Below are 23,192 nucleotides of genomic sequence, written 5' to 3'. Positions count from 1 at the left end.
TGCAGAACTCGATATTGGAGACGGGTTGAGCGAGCTGGTGCGCTTCCAGACCGACGAGGGAGCCGAGCTGGTCGTCGAGGTGGACGACGACGCACCCGGGTTGGAGCGGATCTCCCGGGACTCACACGGGGTGGCGCAGGCCACCCGGGACCTCGAGGCCGCGCTGGCGCAGGTGCAGCCGTCGCTGCGCAGGGTCGTCGCGATGGTGCGCTCGCTGTCGCCCGACTCCCACGAGGTGGAGTTCGGGCTGAAGCTGAACGCCGAGGCCGGTGCGGTGATCGCGAAGACGTCGATCGAGGGCCACTTCGTCGTCCGTATGACGTGGGAGGGCCGCCAGCGTGGGGCCGGAGCCTAGCCCGGCGGCGTTGCGCGACCGTCCGCCGTGGCTCGTCGGCATCCGGCGCGGCCTGGGCGAGCCGGTGATCGGCGCGGGCTTCCTGTGCGCCGACGGGACGGTCCTCACCTGCGCGCACGTGATCGACCCGGCCATGCCCGACGCCGCACCCGAGAACACGGTGTACCTGGAGTTCATCTTCGCCGGGCCGCACGAGTCCGTCGCGGCGCAGGTGATCGGCTGGCACCCGGGTCGCGGCATAGTCGGCGACGTGGCGGTGCTGCGGCCGGCGTCGGTGCCGGGCGGGGCGGCCCCGGCACCGCTGGCCTCGACCCTGACCGGTGTCGCAGGCGACCACGCGCACGTGTACGGCTTCCCGACCAGCGGCGACGGAGTGCGTCCGGCGACCGTGCTGATGGAGGGCCGGGCAGAGACCGAGTGGCTGGCGATGCGCAGCGAGACCGACCTCGGGTCGGCGGTCACGCTGGGCTTCTCCGGCGCACCGCTGTGGGACATCGAGCGGACGGCCGTCATCGGCATGGTCGTCAGCCGGGTGCGGCCGGGCTCCAAGGCGCCCGACCCGCGGATGGCGTTCGCGATCGCCGCCGACGAGCTGGCCGGATACTGGCCGCCGCTGGCCGAGGGACTGCGCCACCACCTGTCCGCGCCGGAACGCGAGGCGCTGGAGAACCGGCTGGCCATCTCGCTGCGCGACGGCCACGTCCCGCGGGTCCGCGACGTGGACATGCACGACATCGGGGTCTTCCGCTCCCGGTACGTCGTGGAGGGGCAGGAGCCGCCGGCATACGTGCGCCGCACCCTCGACGAGCCGCTGTCGCAGGCGCTGGCGTCCAAGCGGTTCGTGGTGCTGGTCGGCGACTCCAAGGCGGGCAAGTCCCGCACCCTGATCGAGGCGCTGCGGCAGGACCTGGGCGAGGCCCGGCTCGTCGTGCCGGCCACGCCCGCCGACCTCACCCCGCTGTCGCGGATGCGGCTGGGCCCGGTCCCGGTGGTGGTCTGGCTGGAGGAACTCGACCGGTGGCTGGTCACCCCGTCCGGGCTCGACCTGAAGATCCTCGACCGGTTCGCGGCGGCGTCACCGCCGACGCTGGTGGTCGCCACGATGACCGGGGCCAACTACGACCGGGTGACCGCCGCCGGCGACTTCAACCGGACGGCGCAGACGGTGCTCGGCCGGGCCACCACGCTGTGGCTGGCCACCCGCCTGGACGATGCGGAACGCACCGAGGCCGCCGCGGCGTACCCCGGGGAGGACTTCACCGAGCGCAGCATCGGCGCCCAGCTCATCTCCGCGCAGGTGCTGGAGGCGCGGTTCCGCGCCGCCGCCGCCGCCGACCCGGTCGCCTACGCCGCCGCACGGGCGGCCGTCGACTGGCAGCGGGCCGGCATCGACCGTGCGGCGCCCCTGTCGGCGCTGCGCGCGATCATGGACGACCTGCTGGCCGAGCAGCAGCGCCCGGCCACCGACGACGCGTCGTTCGCCGCCGCGCTGGCCTGGGCGACCGCGGAGGTCAACGGCTCCCCGGCCCTGGTGGAGCGGTCGGGGCCGGACGCGGTGCGCGCCTTCGCCTACCTGGTGGACCAGCTCGACCGCGAGGGCAGCCGCGACGCCGCCCCGGTGGCCGCGGTCGTGTGGCCGCACGTGATGCGCGAGGCCAGGGCCGAGGAACTGGTCAAGGTCGCCACCACGGCGTACAGCCGGAACCTGCCCGAACTCGGTGAGCAGGGCCTGCGCGCGGCCTGCGCCAGCTCCGACGAGCACACCCGCGCCTGGGGCGCGCTGCTGCTGGGCATGGTGCTGGCCGATGACGAACCGGCCGAGGCCACGCAGCTGCTGGAGCAGGCCCACGCCTCGGACCAGCCGGAAGTCGTCGGGCTGGCCAAGGTGTTCCTGGCCCTGCTGCTGCTGAAGGCGGGCGATCTCGTACGCGCCCAGACCCTGCTCGAGCAGGCCCTGGCCGCAGACGACCCCGACGTGTCGCCGCTGGCCGGCAGCCGCCTGGGCAACCTGCTGGTGAACCAGGGCGAATACGGCCGCGCGCTGCTGACCCACAAGCCCGCCGACCTGCCGATGCAGGGCGAGGCCGGCCAACAGCTGGGCGCCGTGGCCGAACTGGTCTGGCAGCACCAGGCCCTGCCCCTGGCCCAGACCAGCCTCGGCGCGCTGCTGCTGGACCGCGGCGAGTTGCGCCGCGCCCGGACGCTGCTGGAGCGGGCGCTGGAGTCCGGCGCCGACGACGTGACCCCACTGACCCAGTCCAGCTACGGCCTGCTGCTCATGCTCGAAGGCGAGTTCGAGCAGGCCGAGCAGATGCTGGAGGCGGCGATCGCGTCACCAGTGCCCGCGGCGTCGCTGAGCGCCACCGTGTCGCTGGCCGTGCTGAGAGGCCAGCAGGGCGACGCCGACACCGCGGCCGAGATGCTGGCGCAGGTCGCGCACTCCGGCGACGTCGAACAGGGTCCGCGCGCCGCCGACCTGCTCGGCGACCTGCTGCTGAGCCGCGACGACCTCAGCGGGGCGAAAGAGGCGTACGCGCTGGCGGTCGGGTACAGCCATCCCGTGTGGTCGCCGGTCGCCCAGACCGACCTGGCCGTGATCGCCCAGCGCGAGGAAGACTGGGACGAGGCCAAGCGGCTGCTGGTCGCCGCGGCCGGGCAGGCCGGCGACTCGGTGCACACGCTGCGCGCGACCGACCTGCTCGGCGACCTGCTGGCCCGCCAGGGCGACACGGCCGGCGCCCGCGCCGCCTACGAGCGGGTGGCGGCCAGCGGCGACCGCGACTGGGCCCCGATCGCGCAGATCGACCTCGCGCAACTGGCCTACCGCGAGGGCGACGTAGCGGAGGCGATGCACTACCTGCGGCTGGCCGCCGCCTCCGACAGCCCCGCACACGCGCTGCGGGCCACCGACTTCATCGGCGACCTGCTGATGATCCAGGGCGACATCGAGGGGGCGCGCGAGCGGTACGAGTACGTCATCGCCTCCGAGCACCCCGAGTGGGCGCCGATCGCCCGGTTCGACCTCGGGGTCCTGGCCGTGGCCGACGAAGACCTCGACCTGGCCGCCGAGCAGTTCCAGCGGGTCGTCGCGGAAGGCAACCGCGACTACGCCGCGGCGGCACGCCTTCAGCTCGGGCAGGTCCACTACGAACGCGGCGACCAGGAACAGGCGCGGGCGCTGTTCCTGGAGGCCGCCGAGTCGGAGGTCCCCGACGCGGTGCAGCAGGCCCGCTTCGCGCTGACGACGGTCGCACTGGAGCACGGCGACCTGAGCCAGGCGGCCCAGTGGCTGGAGCTGCTGCGCGGCGGCGACGCCGATGCCGACGCCGTGGCGCTGCTCGCGGTGGTCCGTACGCGGATGGCGCGCCTGGACCCGCCACCGGCCGAGCTGTCCGGCCTCGGCGGACCGCTCGGCACCGACGCGCTGGTCGAGGCCGCCGAATACCTGTTCTCGCTCAACGGGATCGACTACGCCGCGGAGCTGGCCGAGCAGGCCGCGGCGGTGTCGCCCGGCCCGGCGGCGTGGGCGCTGCTGGGCCGGGTGCGGCTGGCCCAGCGGGACCTGGAGCACGCGCTGGCGCTGCTGTCCGACGCGCTCCAGCAGTGCGAGCCGCCGCTGGAGTGGCAGGTCCGTCTGGACCTGGGGCGGACACTGTCCCGACTGGAACGCGACGACCAGGCGCGGCACGTGCTCCGGCCGCTGGCCGAATCCGGCGACCTGGTGCACGGACCCGCCGCGATGCTGCTGCTGGGCCAGCTGGCCGAGCTCGGCGGAGAACTCCCCGTCGCCCGGTACTGGCTGCGGCAGGCCGCTGAGCTCGGTGACGACGAGGTCGCCGACGAAGCCCAGGAGGTGCTGGACGGGCTGATCCCCGGCCCCGAATCGCCACCGCGCGACAGCCCGGACCTGCCGGGCACCGGCAGCGCGACTCCGGCAGCCGACTCCGCCCCACCCCTGCCGGACCCGGTGCCGCCCGCAACGGCCGAACCGCTGCCGGCCCAGGTCGCGGTGCTGCTGGGCGAACTCGCCGCCGCCGAGGGCGCGCTGGATGAGGCGCAGGCCTGGTGGGCGCAGGCCGCCGCCGGAAGCGACGGGCAGGCACGCCTGCGGGCCCGCCTCGGCGCCGCCGCGGTCCTGGTGGAGCAGGGTGCGATCGAGGAGGCCGGACCACAGCTCATCGAACTGCTGCGCGCCGGCGGACCCGTCGCCGCGGCGGCCGCCCGGCTGCTCGACGACATCGAACTGGCGCGGGCCGGTGCGAACCTGCGATGGAGGGCGACGTGACCGAATGGCATCTGTCGATCGACTTCGGCACCTGCTACACCACGGCCGCGACGAAGTCTGACGGGCAGCCGCAGCTGCTCGAGATCGAGAACAGCCGCTACCTGCCGTCGCTGGTGGCACTGGACGACTCCGGCACCCTGCTGACCGGCAAGGCCGCGACCCAGCTCGCGGCCCAGTTGCCCCACCAGGCCGAGCGGCTGCCCAAGCGGGCGCTCGTGCACGACACGGCGGTGCGGCTCGGCTCCCGCACCGTGGAGTCGACGCGGCTGGTCGCCGCGGTGCTGCGCCGGGTACACGAGCACGCGCTGGCGACCTACGGCGGGCAGGCGCCGGCCACCGTACGGCTGACCCACCCGGCGGCGTGGGGGGTCGAGGAGCGGGCCGCGCTCGGCAAGGCGGCCCAGGAGGCCGGCATCAGCGATCCGCAGTACGTGGCCGAGCCGGTCGCGGCGGCGGCCTACTACGCGGCACGCGACGGCCTGGCCGCAGACGCCACCGTGGCCGTGTACGACCTCGGCGCGGGCACCCTGGACACCGCCGTGGTCGGCGCGCCGCAGGGCGGGTTCACGGTGCTGGCCATCGGCGGCGACCCGGGCCTGGGCGGCGAGGACCTCACCGACGTGCTCCGCGAGGTGCTGGCCGGGCACGCGTACCAGCGCGACCCCGGGCCCTGGCGGGCGATCTGGTCACCGGACACCGACGCGGCCCGCCGCGAGCAGGCCCGGGTGCTGCGCGACGTGGCCGACGCCAAGGAGGCCCTGTCCACGGCCACCCGGGTGACCCTGAGCGTGGCCGGATACCCCGACACCTTCCTGGTCCAGCGGCCCGAGTACGAGTCGGCGATCGAACCGCTGCTGCGTACCAGCCTGGACCACCTCACCGACACGGTCGAGCGGGCGGGCCTCACCGTGGCGCAGCTGTCCGCGGTCGTGCTGGCCGGCGGCGCCAGCCGCACCCCCCGCGTCTCCGACCTGATCACCCACCAGCTCGGAGTGCTTCCCCGCACCTGCCCGGACCCGAAGGCGGTGGTCGCCCTGGGCGCGCTGTGCGCCGAGCCCCCGGCCCCCGCCCGGCCCGCCCCGCCGCGGCCCGGCCCCGTCCCGCGTTTCTTCCACGTCGACCGAGAACTGGATTAGGAGCACGATGGCGATGAAGGTCGTGATGCTCGGGCAGAGCGCCGCGGGCAAGACGACATATGTGTCCCTGATGTACGCGCTGATGATGCACGGCGGGGCGGGATTCACCATCCGGGCCAAGCACCCGCTGGACCACGAGCGTCTCATCCGGACCGCCGAAGCCGTGCTGACCGGCGCCTATCCCAGCCCGTCGGACCAGCGCTCGGTGTTCGAGTTCGTGCTGCAGCACGAGGGCAGCGACGTGTTCGAGTTCCAGTGGCGCGACTACCGGGGCGGCACGCTGACCGAGCGCACCGACAGCCCGCAGGCGGCCGAGATGCACCGCGACCTGCGCGACGCCGACGGCATCATGATCCTCTGCGACTCGGTGAAGCTGCTGACCAGCCCGGCCGTCGGGCGCGAGGTCCGCACCCTGGTCAACCACGTGCAGCGGGCGATCTCCGAACGCCATGACGTGGCCACCCCGCTGGTCATCGCCGCGACCAAGGCCGACCTGGTCGACATCGAGGACGAGAAGGTCTGCGACCGGCTCGCCGAACCGTTCCTGCCGCTGATCGAGGCGGTCGCCTCCAGCCGCCACGTGATCGGGACGTTCGTGCCGGTCGCGTGCGGACCGGAGCAGTTCAACGTGCACATCCCGGTGCTGTGGATGCTGCGCTTCGGCATCATCGGGCGGGCCCAGCAGCTGGAGCGGACCATCCAGAGCCACATCGACCAGATGCAGCGCCACCAGAACAACGACACCCTGGGCGACCGGTTCGGCGCCTGGTGGAACGGCTACACCCCGCAGTGGCAGCTCGCCGAGCGGTCGCGCAACTCCGCGGCCGCGGAACTGGCCCGGTACGAGCCGCTGATCGCACCCGCCGACCAGCTCGGCGAGATCCTCCAAGACGTCCCCGGATTCTGAACTGGACATGTGACGATGACCGCGAATATTCCCAAGGTGAACCTGACGGTGCTCGGCGCCAGCGGGTCCGGCAAGACACTGTTCATGCACGGCATGTACGCCGCGATGTCGGCCGGGGTGGCCAACTACTTCCTGTACACCAAGGACCCGGACGACGACATCGACCTGATGGACGCCTGGAGCGCGCTGTGCGAGACCGGTGAACTGCCCCCGGCCACCAGCGTCGACGGGCAGAAGCGATACGACTTCGTGCTCAAGCACGGGTTCGACAGCCTGCTGACCATCGACTGCGTCGACTTTCGCGGCGGTGTGCTGGACGTCAAGACGACCAGTGCCGACGACGCGAAGGAGATCCACGAGCGGCTGCTGGTGACGGACACCGTCTACATGGTCCTCGACGGCCGGCATCTGGGAAACTGGATCGCCGCCATCAAGGACCTGCCCGAAGGTGAGTCGTTGACGCTCAACCCCGGCAGTGACCCGATGCGTATCGCGAAGATGTCGAGGCTGCTCGACGATGCGGTCACCGCGCGTCGCGCTCGGGGCCAGCTCGCCCCGTCCGTGGTCGTGCTGATTACCAAGATCGACCTGATCCCGGCGCTGAGCGGGCTGGAATGGAAGAAGGCCCGCTCGATCGCGGTGCGGCAGCTCCAGCACATCATGCCGAAGATCTTCCAGCCGGGCATCACCGCGCTGATCTGCCCGGTCCAGGTGGGCCGGTTCGGGCTGGAGCAGTATACGAAGGTCGACCCGAGCGAGGTCGACCCCGTCGGGGTGCACCTCCCGTTCATCTTCTCGCTGCTGTACTACCTGACCGAGACCCTCCAGCAGCAGAACGCCGAGATGGCCGCCTACCGCGCCTCGCAGTCGGAGTCGGCGGCCAAGCTGCGGGAACTGGAGGGCAAGTTCACTGCCCAGCTGTTCCAGCGGGGCGACATGCGCCGGATGCGTGAGGAGATCGACCAGCTGGACGGGCGGATGAGCGAGCTCGGCGGGCGGATGAGCACCGACGAGTCGACGATCGCCAAGCTCGTCGAGCAGCTGGCCAAGTACCCCATCATCAAGGACGGGCGCTTCCAAATATGAACCAGCACGAAGAGTACGAGGTGGCGTCCGCGCCCGGGTGGGCTCCGGTGGTGTTCGGCCGCACTCGCAACGCCGACGTGTGGTGGCGGGCCGTCCCGGCGGGCGTGTCCCACCGCGACTGGCTGACCACCGCCGTCGGCGCGGTCGTCGACGGCGGGCACCACCTCGACCGCCCCCGCTTCCTGATCAGCCGGGACAGCGCGGGGAACATGCTGGTGGGTGTCGCCTGCCGGGCCGCGCAGCTGCATCCCGAGATGAACAGCCACGAGAACCGGCCCCTGCACACCTTCGTCGGCTGGGTCGCCCCGGCCAGCACGCCTGACCCGCCGACACTGGCCGAACTGCGGGAACACTGGCAGGAGTGGGCCGGGCCGGTGTACACCCACTGGGTGGGCGGCGACTGGGACAAGCACCTCAGCCAGTTGCGAGACCCGCACATCACCGCGCCGGAGCACGCGCCATGGCACGACACCCGGGCGGGTCGGCTGCCCGAGCGTGAATCCACGATCGACGATGACGGACAGCAGCTGCGGCTCAAGGTCAAGGACGGCACCTGGCTCATTCCAGCCGCGAAGGCTGAGCATTTCTGGGAGCTGGCGTTCACCAGCTACGAGCCGTTCGCCGTGGTGTTCGGCTGGCAGCAGCAGCGCCAGGCACGTCGCCGCGGCGCGACCCATGTCGTCGTCGACGACGTGGACAGGTTCGCCTTCGAGCCGTCGCCGACGGTCAGCGAGGCGGACGACCGCCAACGCAGCAGTCCGCAGGCACCTCCGGGAACCCCGAGCGGGTGGACGTTCAGCAACGAGAGTCCCACCCACCCGGGTTCGCAGCAGGCGCCGGAGCAGTCGCCTGACCTGATCGACCGCCTGACAGGTGGAGCTCGGAGTGCCAGGGACTTCGCCCTCGGTGCCGTCGACGGCGCCTTCGATCGCATCACCGGGCGGAACAAGCCGAGCAGCCCTCAGCACGGTCCGTATGACGATGGGCGACGCGACCCGCTCCAGCCGCGGACGGTTGACGAAAACTACAACATGACGGGTTTCAAGGCGGGCAAGTCGACCGGTGCGGCGGCGGTGCAGCCCGATCCGGAGCCGGTCCAGCGGCCGGTGCCGCCGCCGGGGCCGGTGGTGGGGCGTACCGGGCAGGCCAGCCCCGACGAGGTCGACTACGACAAGCTCTTCGGCGACGAGTGAGGTCCAGGTGTCCCAGTCAACCCATCCGCTGACCGAGCCGGTCGTGGCAGCCTGCGCCGACGCGTCCGCGGCCGTGGCCCGGCTCGGCGAGCAGCCCGAACGCGACCGCCTGGCCGCCGCGATCCGCGAGGAGAGCGACCGTATCGGCGCCGACGCCGCGACCCTGGTCGTGGTCGGGGAGAAGAAGCGCGGCAAGAGCTCGCTGATCAACGGGCTGGTCGGCCGGCCGGGCCTGCTGCCCGTCGGCGTCGACGTGGCCACGAGCGTGCACCTGGTCGTACGGCACGCGGACCAGCCGTGCGCCTACGCCCACCTCGAAGGCGAGTCCGGCCGCCGGGAGATCGGCCTCACCGAGGTCGAGACGTACGCGGCGCTCGACCCTGCCACGCAGCTGCCCCGCCGTGACGACGTGTGGCAGGTGGAGATCGGGGTGCCCGCGCCGCTGCTGGCCCTGGGCCTGACCGTGGTCGACACGCCCGGGGTGGGCGGCCTCATCGCCGGGCACACCCAGATCACGATGGCGACGCTGGCCCGAGCGGACGCGCTGCTGTTCGTGGTCGACGGATCGACCGAGCTCACCCGGTCGGAGCTCGACTTCCTGCATCGCGCCAGCGAGCGCATCGCCACGGTGTACTTCGTGCTCACCCAGATCGACAAGCACGACGACTGGGACAAGGTCCTGGTCCGCAACCGCGACCTGGTCCGCGAGCACGCACCCAGGTACGAGGAGTCGCCCTGGTTCCCGGTCAGCAGCCGGGACAAGTCCGACGCCGACGCGGCCACCGAGGCAGGCGAGCACGCCCTGGCCGCGCGCAGGCTCGACAGCAGCGGTTTCGCCGCGCTGCTCGGCGCCATCGACGAGGGGGTGGCCCGGCGGGCGCAGGAGATCCGGCTCGACAACGCGCTGCTCGTGGCGCGCGCCGCGCTCGACCCGCTGCTACAGCGGTTCGAGCGGCACCTGCGCTCGCTGGCGCAGGATCCCAAGCTGTCCGCGGAGATCCACGCCCGCGAGATCGGGCTGCAGCAGCTCGACAGCCAGAACGCGACCTGGCGCGCCACCCTCAGGGAGCGGATGGAGGAACTGGAACGCGTCCTGCAGCTGGGCTTCCGCCGCAGCCTGAACGACCTGCGGACGCTGGGCGAGCAGAAGATCCACACATCGGACGCGGCCGGGCTGTCCGAGCTCGCCGCCGACCTGGAGGACGGCGTACGCGGCCTCTGGCTCCAGCTGGAGGAGGCTGCCCGGCAGGGCATCGCCACCGTGTCCGCCGAGGTGGCATGCAACTTCAACGGCGCCGACTCCGCCGCCGGCCGCGAACTGGAACTGCCGGAGCGGGTCCGCGCCCTGCCCGAACCGATCCGGCAGACCCGCGACGACAAGGGTGTGCTCGCCACCGTCGAGCGCGCCATGCCGCACGGCGGGGCCGGGCTGCTGACCTTCGTCGTGCTCGCGGCGATCACCGGCGGAGTGCTGCTGCCCGCCGCGGCGGGCATCGGCGTGATGGCGGGCCTCATGGGCCGGCGCAAGCGCCGGGAGGACCTCGAACGCGCCCGCGGCGACGCCAGCCGGTACCTGCACCGGGTCGCCAACGAGCTGGAGACCGAGGTGCCCGCACGCATCCACGACGGCATCACCGCCACGACGGCCAGGCTGACCGAGTCGATCTCCGAGCGAATCCGGCAGGAGCGGACCCGGCTGGAGCGGGAACTTGCCGAGCACCGGCTGCACCTGGCGGCCACGGTCGAGGAGCTGGCGCGCCTGCGTGAGCGGGCCACCGTCGACACCGACGAGCTGCGGGCCGTCAGCAGGCGCCTGGCCGAGCTGCAGACCCGCCTCGGCGCCCAGTGACGGCCCGGACATCGGGTCCGCTGTGCGCCCAGCTGGCGGAGATCCTCGCAGCGGCCAGGCCGGCGCTGCCACCCGGACGCTTCGCGGCGGCGGTCGGCGCCGTCGCCGACCGCCTGGCGGACACGCGGCTGCGCATCGCGGTCGGCGGCCGCGTCAAGGCCGGCAAGTCCACGCTGATCAACGCTCTGGTGGGCCAGAAGGTCGCCGCGACCGCCGCCGTGGAGTGCACCATGGTCGTGGCGTGGTTCCGCCACTCCCACCAGAACCGCATCGAGGTGCGCCACGTGGACGGGCGCGTCACGACGGTCGCGTCCCGGCCCGGCGGCGGTGTCCCGGACGAGTTCGGTGAGCTGGGCGTGCCACGCGAGCAGGTCCGGGAACTCGTCGTGCACGTGGTCAACGAGCGCCTCGACACCGACTACACGATCATCGACACCCCCGGCATGGACTCGCTGTCGGGGCTGGACGACGTGGCCATGGCCGCACTGGCCGAGGCCGACGCGCTCATCTACGTCATGCCCCACCCCGGTGAGGGCGACGTGGCGGCCCTGGAGGCGCTGCGCCGCAAGGCGAACGGCGCCCTGACGGCGGCGAACGTGCTCGGGGTGCTCAGCCGCATCGACCTGCTCGGCGACGGCATCTCAGACCCGTGGCCCCTGGCCACGCAACTGGCGACCACGTACAGCGCGAAACTGCGCGGGCTGATCGCGACCACGGTGCCCGTCGCCGGGCTGCTCGCCCAGACGGCGGTGGGGGACGGGTTCGGGGAGGCCGACGCGCAGCTGGTCGCGCGACTGGCCGACGCAGATCCGGCCGACCTGGCCGAGGCCCTGCGTTCGGCCCGCAACCTGCGGGAATGGCACAGCTGCCCGATCGGCGCCGACGAGCGGGAGCGGCTGTCGCGGCTGCTGAGCCGGTACGGCATCCGCTGCGCGGTCGCGGCCGCCCGACGCGGCGTCAGCGGGGCGCAACCCCTGCTCGACGAGCTGAGGCGCAGCTCCGGGGTCGACGAGTTGAACAGGCTCGTGTTCAGCACGCTGGTGGCCTCAGCCGACCGGCTGCGCGCCTCGTCGGCGCTGGCGCGGATCGACCTGGCCGGTGCCGCCGCGACCACGGAAGCCGAACGCGACGTGTACGAGGCGCTACGGGCGAGGCTGGCCGAAGTGCGCCGCCATCCGCGGATGCGGCAGGCCGAGCTGACCACGGCACTGGTCGACCTGGCCACCCACCGGCTCAGCCTGGAGGCGGCCGACGAGCAGGCGCTGGTCCGGTTGGCGACCGGAGCCGACGACCGGGAGTGCCTCGGCCTGGCCGCCGACGCGGACCCCGGCGCCCTGGTCGCCGCCGCGGACGCGCAGGTGCGCCGCTGGCGCCGGCTGGAGGGCTCCCCGCTCCGCGTGGTCGCCAGGCACGCCCGGACCGCCCGCGAGGTCTGCGAGACGATCTACTTCCACAGCGCCACCGGATCCGGCGCCTGACCAGCGGCATCGCCGGGCGGTCACACCAGTCCGTCGTTATAGGACGAAGAACTTCGGTTATTCGGTCGATGGCGCACGCATCCCGGTCTGCGTAACGTACTCACCGGCGCCCTTCCACTGACGAGCGGGGGCAACTCGTGGGTAACTGGTTCTGCATCGGGGTCGGCGCGGTCATCGTGGGCGGCCTGCTCGCCTCGTTCGGCGGCGGAGTCGGCCCGCTGGGCGAACGCATCGGAGCCGAGAACAAGACACTGGCGGTCATCGGCATGCTGCTCGTCGTCGCCGGCGTCGGGATCGTGGCCCTCGAAGGCTTCCTGTACTTCCACCAGGCGCGCAGCGCTCGTTGAGAGCGCAGGCGGTCACGACGACAGGCGAGGGTCGGCATGGGTGAACTCACCGAGATCTACCATCGGCTGATCCAGTTGCGCGCCGAGGTCGCCAGGGCCACCGCGTCGGGAATCTCCGGACGGAAGCTCGCGCAGCTGGTCGGCCCGGCCACAAACGCGATCATCAAGCTCGATACCCAGCGAACGATCGCAGGCATGGCGCGTACGGACACGGTGGAAGGGCTGCTCAACGCGCCGTCGCTGGCAGACGTCGCCGCGGATTCCCAGATGGGCCTCGCGATCACCAGGATTCCACTGGCCGGCTACAGCCTCGCATCGATCGATGCCGCCATCGCGGCAGTGGCAGGCCGGCTGAGGTGAGGCAGCCGCAGTCGCTCAGCGGGCCGGGACCGGCCCGGACGGCTGCCACTCCCGTCTGAGCAGCCCGTAGACCCACGAGTCGGAGACCTCGCCGTTGACGACGCAGTCCTCCCGCAGCGTCCCCTCACGCACGAACCCGAGCTTTTCCAGCACGCGGGCAGAGGCCGTGTTGCGGGTATCGGTCTCCGCCTGGACGCGGTTCAGGTCCAGCGTGTCGAAAGCCCACCCCAGCAGAGCGCGCGCGGCTTCCGTCGCATAGCCGTGGCCCCACGCCGCCTCGCCGTAGCAGTAGCCCAGCGACGCGCTGCGGTAGTCCGGATTCCACCGGTTCAGGGTGCACCAGCCGACGAAGGCCCCGTCGGAGACACGGTCCACGGCCAGCCGCACCCCGGTGCCCTCCTCGGCCATCCGCCGGCACGCCGCGAGGAACCGCTCGGAACGCGCGCGATCGGTCCAGGGCGGCGAGTCCCAGTAGCGCAGCACGTAGGCGCTGCTGTGCAGCGCGAAGAGGTCGTCGGCATCCGCGTCGTCGAACGGACGCAGCCGCAGGCGGGCGGTGTGCAACGTGGGAGTGGGCAGCGGCATGCGCGTCATATTCCTTCGGTGATCGGTGGCCGATCAACCAGACACCTGACGCCGGTCACTCGCAACGGGTTTTCCCGGCGCCCGGAAAGCCCGCGCCGATAATCTCCTGCCGATCCGGGCAACCCCGGCCCGCCCGTCCCGTGTTCGACGGGTGAGGACGAGGAGGACGGGATGGCCAAGGACGTCGACGGGTTCCGCGAGTTCGTCACCGGCCGGATGGACGGCTGGCGGCGTACCGCGTACCTGCTCTGCGGCGACTGGCACGCCGCCGACGACATGGTGTCGGCGGCGCTGACCGGCCTGTACCGGCACTGGGACCGGGTGTCGCGGATGGAGCATCCCGACGCCTACGTGCGTACGTCGATGCTGCGGGCGATGCTCAACGAGCGCCGCCGCCCGTGGCGCCGCGAGCGCACGGTCGAGTTCCTGCCGGAACGGGCCGCCGACGTGCCCGGCGCCGACGGCGTCGACCAGCGCCTGGACGTCACCGCCCTGCTCGCCGAACTGCCGGCCCGCCGCCGCGCCGTGCTCGTGCTGCGCTTCTTCTGCGACCTGTCGGTCGAGCAGACCGCTGCCGAGCTCGGCTGCTCGACCGGCACCGTCAAGAGCCAGACGTTCCGGGCCCTGGAGGCGCTGCGCGCGCGCCTCGGGGGCACCGGACTGGTCGCCGAGGAGGCATGAGATGCACGACCTGACCCACCGGATGCGCGCCGCGGTGGACGCCCCGCCGCCCAGCGGCATCGATCTCGACTCGTTGATCGCCGCAGAGCAGCGGCGTTCCCGCAGGCTGCGCTGGGCCGGCTCAGCCACCGGCACCGCCGCGCTCGTCGCCGCCGTACTCACGTTGCCGCTGCTCGTCAGCGGGGGTGGCCGTGCCCCGGTCGCCACCGCGACCGGCTGCCCCACCCCTGCTCCCGCCGCGGTGTCGACCGCGACCGGTGCCGTCGGGCCGCTGCCCGGCGGGTGCGCGCAGACCGTGACCCGGCTCGCCGCCGCGGTGCGCGGCAGCCTGGCCGCGCTCGCGCCGCAGGCGCAGATCACCGCGCACGACCCCACAGCGTTCGTCTACAACCGGCGGTTCGCGCAGTATGAGGCGCTGTTCGACCTGGCGCTGCCGGACGTCCGCGGCTTCGTGGCAGTCGAGGCAGGCCGCGCGCCGCAGGTGGCGCCGACCCGCAACGACCAGTGCGACGGCGCCACCCCGATCAGCACGGCCTGCGGCTACCAGCGGACAGCCGACGGGGCCGTGCTGCTGTCGGTGGCCGACTGGGGCTTCAACCGCGCCCACGCGTACCTGCCCGACGGGACGATGGTCAGCGCGTACAGCTACGTGGACGCCGTCCACTCCGGCTCGCCGCCGCTGACTGTGCGGCAGCTGCTGGAGCTGGTGCAGGCCGACGGCCTCGGGGTGTTCCCCGACGGACCGGTGGCGCCGTCCCCGGCACCCGACAGGGCGCGTGAGCAGCTGTCGGCCCAGCTGGCGACGTTCCTGCGGGCGCGGCTGCCGGACGCGCGCATCGACGTGCCGCAGATGCAGGGGTCGCCCACCGTCGGCTTCCGCACCCGGGTGGACCTGGGCGCGTACGGCAGGCTGGCGGTCTCGTTCACCCCGGCCTGCGCGTACGGCGCCTGCCCGTCGCCGCCGGTCTGCCTCGGCAACCGCAACGGCACCTGCGGCCTGGGCGGGTTCAGCCAGCAGGGCGCGGGCGGCACGGCCGAGACGGTCCGGCTGCTGCGCCTTGACGACGCCGTCGTCGAGATCTCCACGGACGGCCCGGTCCACGCGGAGCTGGCAGGACGAGGCGTGATCGACCTGGCCGAGGCACTGCACTACTGAGAGCAGCAGGGTGACCAGTCGGGAGATGGTCGGCCGGGAGCAGCCGAACAGCTCCCGCCTGGTTGCCCTGCTTGCTGCCGGATGGCAAGCTCACGTCCTGTGATCGATGATCTCGTGGGGGACCACCTGCACCGCCGGCTCAGAGACGCCGTGAGAAATCCGGATCTCGCGGCGGGCCGCTGGTGAGGGCAGTCATCGTCGCGGCCGCGGTCGCGTTCATCATCTCCCTGTGCGGCACCCCGGTCGCGGTCCGCGTCTTCACCGCGCTCAAGGCCGGCCAGCCGATCCGATCCCTCGGGCTCGCCAGCAGCCAGGGCAAGAAGGCCACGCCGACGATGGGCGGCGTCGCCTTCATCGTGGCGACCGTCCTCGCCTACGTGGCCGGGCACATCGCCCTGATGACCCTGCCCGAACGGCAGATCGCGCAGGAGGGCCCGACCATGACGGCCCTGGTCCTGCTCGGGCTGTTCGTCTTCTGCGGCGGGGTCGGCTTCCTCGACGACATGCTCAAGGTGCGCAGGCGCAGCTCGGACGGCCTGTCCGCGAAAGGCAAGCTGCTCGGCCAGGCGATCGTCGGCGGCGGGTTCGGCATCGCCGCGCTCTATGTGGCCAGCACCAACGGCCAGACCGTGGCCAGCGAGCACATCTCGCTCATCCGCGACATCAGCTGGCTGGACGTCGGCAAGGTCGGCACGGTGATCATGTTCGTCTTCGTGATCACTGCGATGTCGAACGGCGTGAACCTCACCGACGGCCTCGACGGCCTGGCTACCGGCGCGTCGGCCCTGGTGTTCGGCGCATACGCGCTGATCGGCTTCTGGCAGTACCGGCACTGGTGCGCCGACGACGCGTACGTCCGCGTGAACGACTACTGCTACCAGGTCCGGGATCCCCTGGAGATCGCCATGATCGCGGCGGCGGCCGCCGGTGCCTGCGTGGGCTTCCTATGGTGGAACACGTCCCCGGCGCGGATCTACATGGGTGACGTGGGCTCGCTCGGGCTCGGCGCCCTGATCGGCGGTCTCGCGGTGGCAACCCGCACCACGCTGCTGTCGGTCCTGATCGGCGGGCTCTTCGTCATCATCGCGACCACCTGGGTGATCCAGATCGTCTCGTTCCGGACCACCGGTAGACGTGTCTTCCGAATGGTGCCGCTGCACCACCACTTCGACCTGGCCGGGTGGAGCGAGGTCAACATCGTGGTTCGGTTCTGGACCGTGGCCGGCGTCTGCGTGGCGGCGGGCCTGGGCCTGTTCTACTCGGACTTCCTGGCGGCCGCGACATGAAGCGAGCACTCCGGGCAGTCCATCCGTGATGCCGGGCCCCGGCGGATCGTGCGGCCAGGGCCCGGCGCCTTCGGGCGGATCTACCGCCGGCGCACACCGTCGAGGACCCGGCCGACCCAGCTGAGCACCGCGCCGATCCCGAACACCGCGATGCCCTGGCGGGCCAGCAGCGGGGGAAACTCTCCGCTGGGCGGTGTGTGCATGTCGGAGGCCATGAAGCCGATCAGCGGATAGAAGAACATGCACATGCCCGCGATGCAGCCGAGGTAGCCGACGGTCTGGAGCAGCCCACCGAAGCCGCGCAGCGGTGCCGAGCGCGTGCCGGCCGCATGATGGTCTCCGGGGTCCGGGCCGGGAGCTGCGGTCCGGCCGGGCGGCCGGGGCGGGGTCGGCGGATTGCGGTGCGAGCGGGGCCGCTCCCAGCCCTGGATCACCGCACCGAGGCCGGTGATGACGCTGCCGACCACGGCTCCGGCCGCGGCGGTGGCGAAACTCGTGCGGTCGAGGGTATCGCTGAAGAAGCCGATCCGCGCGAAGTAGATGCCGACACTGCCGGTGCTGATGAGGATCCCGGCGCCGCGCAGCAGGCCGCCGAAGCTGCGCAGGCCGCCGCGCGGGATGTCGTCGAAGGCGTCCTCGATGCTGTCCTCGACGACACCGCGCAGCACCGCGGCACTGGGACCGGTGTAATACCTGTCCCCGATGTGCACCGCGCCGCTGCTCTCCACGTAGTAGTTGTGGCCGCCGATCTGCGTTATGCCGCGGGAATTGGACAGCACCGTCTTGAGGTATTCGCGGTCGTTGACGCCCGCCGTGCCGTCGGCGATCCGCTGAATGGTCTCGAATACCCGGTCATCGTCGGACGCGCGCCCCTGCGAATGGTGCGCGCTCAATGGTGCTCATCCCCGATGTGGATGTTGTCGCCGCTCTCGATGTAGGTGCTGAAGCGGCCGGACATGTTGATCGTCCGCCCGCCCGCAGCGGGCGGGACCGGGGGAGTGCCGCCGGTGTCGCCGGTGCCGGTCGGGGTGCCCGGTGCACTCGCGGACGCGCCTGGCAGCCACAGCCAGGCGTCGGTCTCGGTCTCCTTCTCCCGGACCCGGACCCGCCGGAAATGCTCGCGGGCCAGGCCGCCCCGGCCGCTGTCCACCCAGTCCCGGTACACGCTGTCGGACAGGACGACGACGAGGTCAGTCCCCTGCGACTCCTCCAGGGCCTGCCGCGCCTCGCGCGAGGAGCCCAGCCGGGTGGCGCCGACCACCGCGCGGCCCACGAATCCGTTGGCGCCCTGCTCGACCTCCCCCTCGTCGGCCGCCAGGCGCAGGCGCAGCCGGCCCAGCGGTCCGGGCCGCAGGTTGTGGCGGTGCAGCGCGGCGGCCAGTTCCAGGCAGAAGTCGCCGATGACCAGGGGCGCGGCGCTGTCGACGGGGACCAGCGCGAGCTCCTCGTCACCCTTGGCCTGGCGGTGCCAGCGGCTGCGGTCCACCCCGGCGCGCGCCCCGGCGACGTCGAGCAGTTCGATGAGCAGCCGCTGGATCTCCAGCTGCCCGGGATCGGTGTGGCGCCCGTATCCCATGACGTCGACCGAAAGGCACAGATAGCGTTTCCTCTGATCCTGCTGGGGCATCACAGGCCTTCCCGTAGCGGCGTTTCCGCGGCGGAATTCGCGTCAGTGGAATCATCGCCGAAGCGGCCCGGGCGATACCGCAATTCTACGGGTTGTGTGGACACCCTTCTACTCTTCGATTCATGGATGAATCGGTACGGGATCTGGCCTGGCGGCTGCATGCGGTGCAGGAGGCCTCGGTCGCCCGGGTGGACGTGAAGGCGTCGATCATGCTCGCGCTGGAGGGGCTGCTGCTGGTGGCCGCGGCGACCGGCCAGCAGTGGGTGCGCAACGCCGAACGGGGCGCCTGGGCGCAGTCCCTGGGCCTGGTCGGGGTGGCCGTGCTCACGGTGGCGATGCTGCTGGCCGGGGCGGCGGTGCTGCCGCTGGTCGGTTCGGCGCGGCGCGCCAGGGCTGAGCGCGCCGACAACGCCATCTATTTCGGACACGTCCGGCACTGGGCTGAGGCCGACCTGGCGGCCCGGCTGCGGGACCTCGACGAGAACGGCCAGGTGGCCATGCTGACCCGGCAGATCGTCGTGGTGAGCCGGCTGAGCTGGCACAAGCACCGGCTGCTCCAGGGCTCGGTGATCCTCACGCTGTCGAGCCTGGTCATGCTGGTCATCGGATTCGTCGCCGTCTAAACTGGACCCCAGCGTACCGTGGGAGCGGCGATGAGCGTGGTGAGCGCGGCAGCAGTGCCGTGGCCGGCGGCGAGCTTCCTCGGCTCGCTCAGCGACCGCGACCGCCAGGAGCTGCTCAGCGCCGGTGTCCGGCGGGCGATCCCACCGGAACGCCGCCTGCTCACCGAGGGCGAGCAGAGCCGCCACGTCGAGCTCATCGAACGCGGCTTCGTCAAGGTCACCGCGATCGCGGCCGACCTCACCGAGACGGTCCTGGCCATCAGAGGGCCCGGCGACATCGTCGGTGAGCTCGCCGCGGTCAGCGGCAACCGGCGCGCGGCCACCGTGACCACCTGCGGCCGGGTCGTGTCAGTGGTGGTGCGGCGGCCGGCTTTCGAGGCGTTCCTGGCCGCGCACCCGGCGGCGGCGGCTCAGCTGACCCGCGTGGTGGGAGACAGGCTGCTGTGGGCCAACCAGCGCCGGGCCGACTTCGCGAGCTGTCCCACCAAGGTCCGGGTCGCGCGCGTGCTGACCGACCTGATCCCGGTCTGCGGCAGGCCGGGCCCCGGCGGCGGCCTCATGGTCGGCCTCACCCAACCCGAGCTGGCCTCGATGATCGGGGGCAAGGAGTCCGCGGTCCACAAGGCACTGCGGGAGCTGCGCGCCGCGGGCGTGATCGCGACCGGGTATGGCCAGATCGCCGTCCTCGATCCGCATGGGCTCGCCGACCTGCGAGATCTCACAGAAGCCGGATTTTCACCGGATCGCTGACCCGCGAGTGCCCTTATCTGGACGGGACCGGCTCACCGAGGGCCGGACCGAGGCCAGAGGAGGCAGGACCGTGAAACGGCGAAGCATGACGGCGATCGCGGCGATCATCGGCGCGCTGCTGGTGGCAGGCTCGGGTGTGGCGTACGCCAGCGGCATCTCGCAGACCGGCACCCAGTCCAGCGTGCAGATCTTCACCGGCGATCCCGTCGCGTGGACCATCAACACCGTCGCGACGTGGAGCGACGTGCCCAGCACCACCGTCCAGGTGGTCGTCCCGGCGGGGACCAACAGGATCGTCGACGCCAGGTTCAGCGCGGAGTCGCTGTGCGCGGGCACCGCCACCGCCTGGTGCGCGGTGCGGATCATCGTGGTCAACAATGCCACGGGCACCGTCACCGAGTTCAGCCCGGTGGCCGGCGTCGACTTCAAGTTCGACACGCCGGGAACATCCGAGCAGGCGCGCAGCTTCGAACGCTTCTCGCCGTCGCTGGGGCCGGGCAACTACTCCATCAAGGCGCAGGCGCTGCGGATGAGCGGCATCACCACGCTCACCCTCGACGACTACGTCCTGGCGGTCAACGTGGTCAATCCCTGACCGTCCGCCCGAGCGGCGGTGGCGGCCCGGCACCGACCGGGCCGCCACCACCGGGGGAGTGGCCGAGTCATCTGCCGGGTGCGGATGATGACCCGTAGGTAGGGGTCGTACGGCAGTCAGGTACGGGGCTCCAGCGCCAGGCTTGCGCCTGCGGCCAGCCCGACGCGAGCCCTTGCGCCAAGGTCCCGCCGAACGCGACCGTCGCCTCGTGGGACGCGTACGCGATCCAGCTCAGCGAATCGTCGCACCACACACCTTCAGCGCCCGTATACCGCGGCGTCATGAGGCCCACTTCGACCTCGTATTCGGGGCCGTGCTCGCGTAGCTCGACCACCCGGCGCACCCCGAGCCGGCCGAGCACGGCCCGGACGGCGTCGATGTTGGGCTCCTCCCACATGGCGTCGCCCCGGAGGATCACGACGTCGCTCGGGATCTCGGCAGAGATCATCGGATGCCAGGCCAGGCGAACCACACCGAAACGTTCCTGTAAGCGCTCCCGCCAGTACATCGACTCGGCTGTCGTCATGACGCGCCGGTAGCCGACCGGATCGGCCGGTAGTTCCGGCATGGTGGCCCACTGCTGGACCTGCTGTAGGAAGCGGGCCCGCTCCTGCGCGATGGCGCGGGCCTCGACCTCGTCGTCGGGCTGCGTGAACACAGATCCGGCTTCGCTGCCCGCCCGCGACAACGCCTTCACGAGTGTGCTGGCATCAGGAAGATCATCCCCGTCCAGGCGCTCGATCTCGATCAGGATCGCGTCCACGACGTTGTACCGGGGATAGATGCTCCTGGCTTCATCGGTGTAGTGAAAGCCGTCGGCGGCTCGCCCCTGACCGGGGAGCCCGGCGTAGCGATCCGCCAGCTCGGCGTATCGCACCATCAAGTAGCGCCTCGCCGTGTCGTGGAGTGCCTGTGGATTCACGGGAGAATCCTCTCAGCGCTGTACTTGGCCGCGCGTCGAGTTTTCGCGACAGGCGACGGTGATCCCGCCAAGGGTCTGCCTAATCTTGGCAGGTCTTCGAATTACGGGTGGCGGTGAGGAGGCTGGCGGTTTGAGCGGCAACCGGGTCAGGATCCGGGTCGCGGGTAACACCGGTGGTCCGGCGTTGTTCGCGCTGAGAGCGAAGGGATACGTGGTCGAGCTGAGCTATGTCCGCGACGCTTCCGGTGAGTACGTGGCCGAGTACGCGGCCCGGAAGGACGGGTGCCTGCTCAGCGCCGATACCGCAGAGGCGCTGCTCGGGCTCGCCGCGATGTGGGAGGTGCGTGGCGATGCCTGGAGCACGTGCACCGACGACGAGCGGTCCTGGCGTGACGCCCTCGAAGAGGCGGCACCGGTCTACGACAGTGACGGCGACGTGGTGGACGAGGACGCGTACTGACCCGACGGCGCGCCCTCCGCGAAACCAGCGCCTCCCACGCCGCCGCTACCGTCCGATCGCCTTGTGGGCGAGCCCTCGCGCCAGCAGCCTGATCATGTCGCGTCTGCGGGGTTCGTTGACGATGATGAAGTCGTCGAACCGGTGCGCGCCACGCTTCCCGGCAACCGCGTGCGCCGCGTCCCGGACGGCCCTGAGCTGGTCGACCGTCATCTGCGGTGCGCGCTCGCCCGGCTGGTAGGCGGCGCCGAGCGGGAAGTCGCGTCCGGGCTCGGCGGACATCTCCACGTGGCAGCCGAGGACGTGCGTGACGTGATGCTGTTCGGCGTAGGCGGCCAGCCGGTCGAGGGTGGCCAGGAAAGCGGGGTAGTCGAAGGCGTAGAGCCGTCCGGGCAGCACCGTGTCCCCGGTGAGCAGGAAGCCGGTGCGATGGTCGTGGACGGTGATCGCGGCTCGGTGGTGACCCGGGGACGACAGGATCGTGAGCTCGCGCTCGCCCAGGTCGAAAGCGGCGGCGTCGAGCGGCGAGGCGTCGGCCAGCCCGAAGAACTCCCGGACGCTGTCGGCGTCGCGGCCGACGACGGTCGTGTTCGGCCGGTCGGTGAACTGCGGATCGGCGGCCACGTGGTCACCGTGGCCGTGCGAGTGCGCGACCACCAGCGGGTATGCCGGGTCACCGGTGGCCTGGGCGAGCAGGTCGTCGACGGTGGCCCGCAGCGGGAACAGCTCCGGGTCGGCCGTGGCGCCGGTGTCGAGCAGCAGCGCGCGCCGGTCGCCGATGAGCAGGTACATGAACGGTGCCTCGTAGCTGACCGTCTTGCTCTGCCGCAGGATCGCGGTGCGGTCGTCGTACCGGTGGACCTGGATGCCGGGCTCGGTGGTGCGTGCCCGGCGCGGCGTGCCGTGGTTCCAGCGGACGTCGAGACTGCCGGTGGTCTGGGTCATCGGGGTTCTCCCATGGGGGTGGCGGCGAAGAAGAATCGGACGTGCCGCTGATCCGGCGGCGTGTCGGCGCTGCGCTGGAGGTACGGTGCGAGCAGTGCGGTCCACTTGGCTTTGAGGTCGGCTGCCTCTTCGGCGGTCAGCGCCGCGATGCCGGACGTCATGCCGAGCCCGGCCCGCCAGGCCGGGTCCTCGTCGTGCTCGCGGTCGACGTAGGCACGGATCGCCGCGGTCTCCCGGTCGACGACGGTGCCTTCGAGCTGCTGGCGCAACAGGTGGTCGGTGCCGGAGTCGATCCGCATCGTGGGCTGCCGGGCCGCGACCCGCCATTGGCGTTCGCGGCGGTCCTCGCCTGCTCCGGCTTCCTCGACGAACCCGTATTTCGCCAGTTGCCGCAGGTGGAAGGAGCAGTTCGCCTGCGGGACGCCGAGCACCCGCCCGCACTGCGCGGCCGTGGCGGGACCGGTCGCGCCGAGCAGTTGCAGCAGGTCCAGCCGTAGGGGATGGGCCAGGGCCCTGATTGCCTGAGGATCGGTGACGCGCATATGTCAAAGACTACTTTGGCATATGCG

23 protein-coding genes are annotated in these 23,192 nt (G+C 71.9%); 17 read left to right on the top strand and 6 right to left on the bottom strand.

Features of this window, described 5'->3' with window-relative positions; genetic code table 11:
- Positions 1 to 25: 25 nt before the first annotated feature.
- From Cs7R123_RS22245 to Cs7R123_RS22200, 10 genes are all read left to right on the top strand, one after another.
- Positions 26 to 355, top strand: coding sequence for a CU044_2847 family protein (locus Cs7R123_RS22245; RefSeq protein ID WP_212829648.1), 330 nt, complete (start codon positions 26 to 28; stop codon positions 353 to 355).
- Positions 356 to 365: 10 nt separating this feature from the next.
- Positions 366 to 4,640, top strand: a complete 4,275-nt coding sequence (locus Cs7R123_RS22240; RefSeq protein ID WP_212829647.1) for a serine protease — start codon at positions 366 to 368, stop codon at positions 4,638 to 4,640.
- Positions 4,637 to 5,776, top strand: coding sequence for an Hsp70 family protein (locus Cs7R123_RS22235; protein ID WP_212829646.1), 1,140 nt, complete (start codon positions 4,637 to 4,639; stop codon positions 5,774 to 5,776). The genes Cs7R123_RS22240 and Cs7R123_RS22235 overlap by 4 nt, the downstream gene beginning before the upstream one ends.
- A gap of 7 nt (positions 5,777 to 5,783) precedes the next feature.
- Positions 5,784 to 6,683, top strand: coding sequence for a GTPase domain-containing protein (locus tag Cs7R123_RS22230; RefSeq protein WP_212829645.1), 900 nt, complete (start codon positions 5,784 to 5,786; stop codon positions 6,681 to 6,683).
- 15 nt (positions 6,684 to 6,698) lie between these two features.
- On the top strand, positions 6,699 to 7,769 hold the full coding sequence (locus tag Cs7R123_RS22225; RefSeq protein WP_212829644.1) for a hypothetical protein: 1,071 nt from the start codon (positions 6,699 to 6,701) through the stop codon (positions 7,767 to 7,769).
- Positions 7,766 to 8,962, top strand: a complete 1,197-nt coding sequence (locus Cs7R123_RS22220) for a hypothetical protein (protein WP_212829643.1) — start codon at positions 7,766 to 7,768, stop codon at positions 8,960 to 8,962. The genes Cs7R123_RS22225 and Cs7R123_RS22220 overlap by 4 nt, the downstream gene beginning before the upstream one ends.
- Positions 8,963 to 8,969: 7 nt before the next feature.
- Positions 8,970 to 10,811 carry a dynamin family protein gene (locus tag Cs7R123_RS22215; protein WP_212829642.1) on the top strand — a complete coding sequence of 614 codons (1,842 nt, stop codon included), beginning with the start codon at positions 8,970 to 8,972 and terminating at the stop codon, positions 10,809 to 10,811.
- Entirely contained in the window at positions 10,808 to 12,289 is a 1,482-nt protein-coding gene (locus Cs7R123_RS22210) for a dynamin family protein (RefSeq protein WP_212829641.1), read from the top strand. Before Cs7R123_RS22215 ends, Cs7R123_RS22210 begins: the two co-directional genes overlap by 4 nt.
- Positions 12,290 to 12,426: 137 nt before the next feature.
- The gene (locus Cs7R123_RS22205) at positions 12,427 to 12,636 is read left to right on the top strand and encodes a hypothetical protein (RefSeq protein ID WP_212829640.1); all 210 of its coding nucleotides are present in this window, start codon (positions 12,427 to 12,429) and stop codon (positions 12,634 to 12,636) included.
- Between the two features lie 36 nt (positions 12,637 to 12,672).
- Positions 12,673 to 12,996: a hypothetical protein gene (locus Cs7R123_RS22200; protein ID WP_212829639.1), complete on the top strand. Its 324-nt coding sequence runs from the start codon at positions 12,673 to 12,675 to the stop codon at positions 12,994 to 12,996.
- A gap of 15 nt (positions 12,997 to 13,011) precedes the next feature.
- Here Cs7R123_RS22200 and Cs7R123_RS22195 read toward each other — a convergent pair whose 3' ends face one another.
- Positions 13,012 to 13,581: a GNAT family N-acetyltransferase gene (locus Cs7R123_RS22195; protein WP_212829638.1), complete on the bottom strand. Its 570-nt coding sequence runs from the start codon at positions 13,579 to 13,581 to the stop codon at positions 13,012 to 13,014.
- 171 nt (positions 13,582 to 13,752) lie between these two features.
- Here Cs7R123_RS22195 and Cs7R123_RS22190 point away from each other — a divergent pair, with 171 nt between their 5' ends.
- The 3 genes from Cs7R123_RS22190 (at position 13,753) to mraY (ending at position 16,704) form a co-directional block, all read left to right on the top strand.
- Entirely contained in the window at positions 13,753 to 14,262 is a 510-nt protein-coding gene (locus Cs7R123_RS22190; protein ID WP_212829637.1) for a SigE family RNA polymerase sigma factor, read from the top strand.
- Between the two features lies 1 nt (position 14,263).
- Positions 14,264 to 15,418: a hypothetical protein gene (locus Cs7R123_RS22185; protein WP_212829636.1), complete on the top strand. Its 1,155-nt coding sequence runs from the start codon at positions 14,264 to 14,266 to the stop codon at positions 15,416 to 15,418.
- A 182-nt stretch (positions 15,419 to 15,600) separates the two neighbouring features.
- Positions 15,601 to 16,704, top strand: coding sequence for a phospho-N-acetylmuramoyl-pentapeptide-transferase (mraY, locus tag Cs7R123_RS22180; protein WP_212829635.1), 1,104 nt, complete (start codon positions 15,601 to 15,603; stop codon positions 16,702 to 16,704).
- Between the two features lie 80 nt (positions 16,705 to 16,784).
- On the opposite strand, the gene Cs7R123_RS22175 is transcribed toward mraY, so the two are convergent.
- Positions 16,785 to 17,597 (bottom strand): hypothetical protein, encoded by an 813-nt coding sequence (locus Cs7R123_RS22175; protein ID WP_212829634.1) that lies wholly within the window; start codon positions 17,595 to 17,597, stop codon positions 16,785 to 16,787.
- Positions 17,594 to 18,280, bottom strand: a complete 687-nt coding sequence (locus Cs7R123_RS22170; RefSeq protein ID WP_212829633.1) for a hypothetical protein — start codon at positions 18,278 to 18,280, stop codon at positions 17,594 to 17,596. Before Cs7R123_RS22170 ends, Cs7R123_RS22175 begins: the two co-directional genes overlap by 4 nt.
- A 173-nt stretch (positions 18,281 to 18,453) precedes the next feature.
- Between Cs7R123_RS22170 and Cs7R123_RS22165 the strand changes: the two genes are divergently transcribed.
- The 3 genes from Cs7R123_RS22165 (at position 18,454) to Cs7R123_RS22155 (ending at position 20,299) form a co-directional block, all read left to right on the top strand.
- Positions 18,454 to 18,954, top strand: a complete 501-nt coding sequence (locus Cs7R123_RS22165; protein WP_212829632.1) for a Pycsar system effector family protein — start codon at positions 18,454 to 18,456, stop codon at positions 18,952 to 18,954.
- A 30-nt stretch (positions 18,955 to 18,984) separates the two neighbouring features.
- A complete protein-coding gene (locus Cs7R123_RS22160; protein ID WP_212829631.1) occupies positions 18,985 to 19,704 on the top strand; it encodes a Crp/Fnr family transcriptional regulator in 720 nt (239 codons plus the stop codon).
- Between the two features lie 70 nt (positions 19,705 to 19,774).
- The gene (locus tag Cs7R123_RS22155; RefSeq protein ID WP_212829630.1) at positions 19,775 to 20,299 is read left to right on the top strand and encodes a hypothetical protein; all 525 of its coding nucleotides are present in this window, start codon (positions 19,775 to 19,777) and stop codon (positions 20,297 to 20,299) included.
- Positions 20,300 to 20,366: 67 nt separating this feature from the next.
- Here Cs7R123_RS22155 and Cs7R123_RS22150 read toward each other — a convergent pair whose 3' ends face one another.
- Positions 20,367 to 21,221, bottom strand: coding sequence for a hypothetical protein (locus Cs7R123_RS22150; RefSeq protein WP_212829629.1), 855 nt, complete (start codon positions 21,219 to 21,221; stop codon positions 20,367 to 20,369).
- 184 nt (positions 21,222 to 21,405) lie between these two features.
- Here Cs7R123_RS22150 and Cs7R123_RS22145 point away from each other — a divergent pair, with 184 nt between their 5' ends.
- A complete protein-coding gene (locus Cs7R123_RS22145) occupies positions 21,406 to 21,681 on the top strand; it encodes a hypothetical protein (RefSeq protein ID WP_212829628.1) in 276 nt (91 codons plus the stop codon).
- Between the two features lie 45 nt (positions 21,682 to 21,726).
- Here Cs7R123_RS22145 and Cs7R123_RS22140 read toward each other — a convergent pair whose 3' ends face one another.
- Together Cs7R123_RS22140 and Cs7R123_RS22135 are read right to left on the bottom strand one after the other, a co-directional pair.
- Positions 21,727 to 22,623: an MBL fold metallo-hydrolase gene (locus tag Cs7R123_RS22140; RefSeq protein WP_212829627.1), complete on the bottom strand. Its 897-nt coding sequence runs from the start codon at positions 22,621 to 22,623 to the stop codon at positions 21,727 to 21,729.
- On the bottom strand, positions 22,620 to 23,165 hold the full coding sequence (locus Cs7R123_RS22135; protein WP_212829626.1) for a helix-turn-helix domain-containing protein: 546 nt from the start codon (positions 23,163 to 23,165) through the stop codon (positions 22,620 to 22,622). The genes Cs7R123_RS22140 and Cs7R123_RS22135 overlap by 4 nt, the downstream gene beginning before the upstream one ends.
- Positions 23,166 to 23,192 lie beyond the last annotated feature (27 nt).

Origin of the sequence: Catellatospora sp. TT07R-123, assembly GCF_018327705.1 — a bacterium.
Taxonomy (GTDB): Bacteria; Actinomycetota; Actinomycetes; order Mycobacteriales; family Micromonosporaceae; genus Catellatospora.
This window is presented reverse-complemented; position numbering and strand designations above follow the sequence as displayed.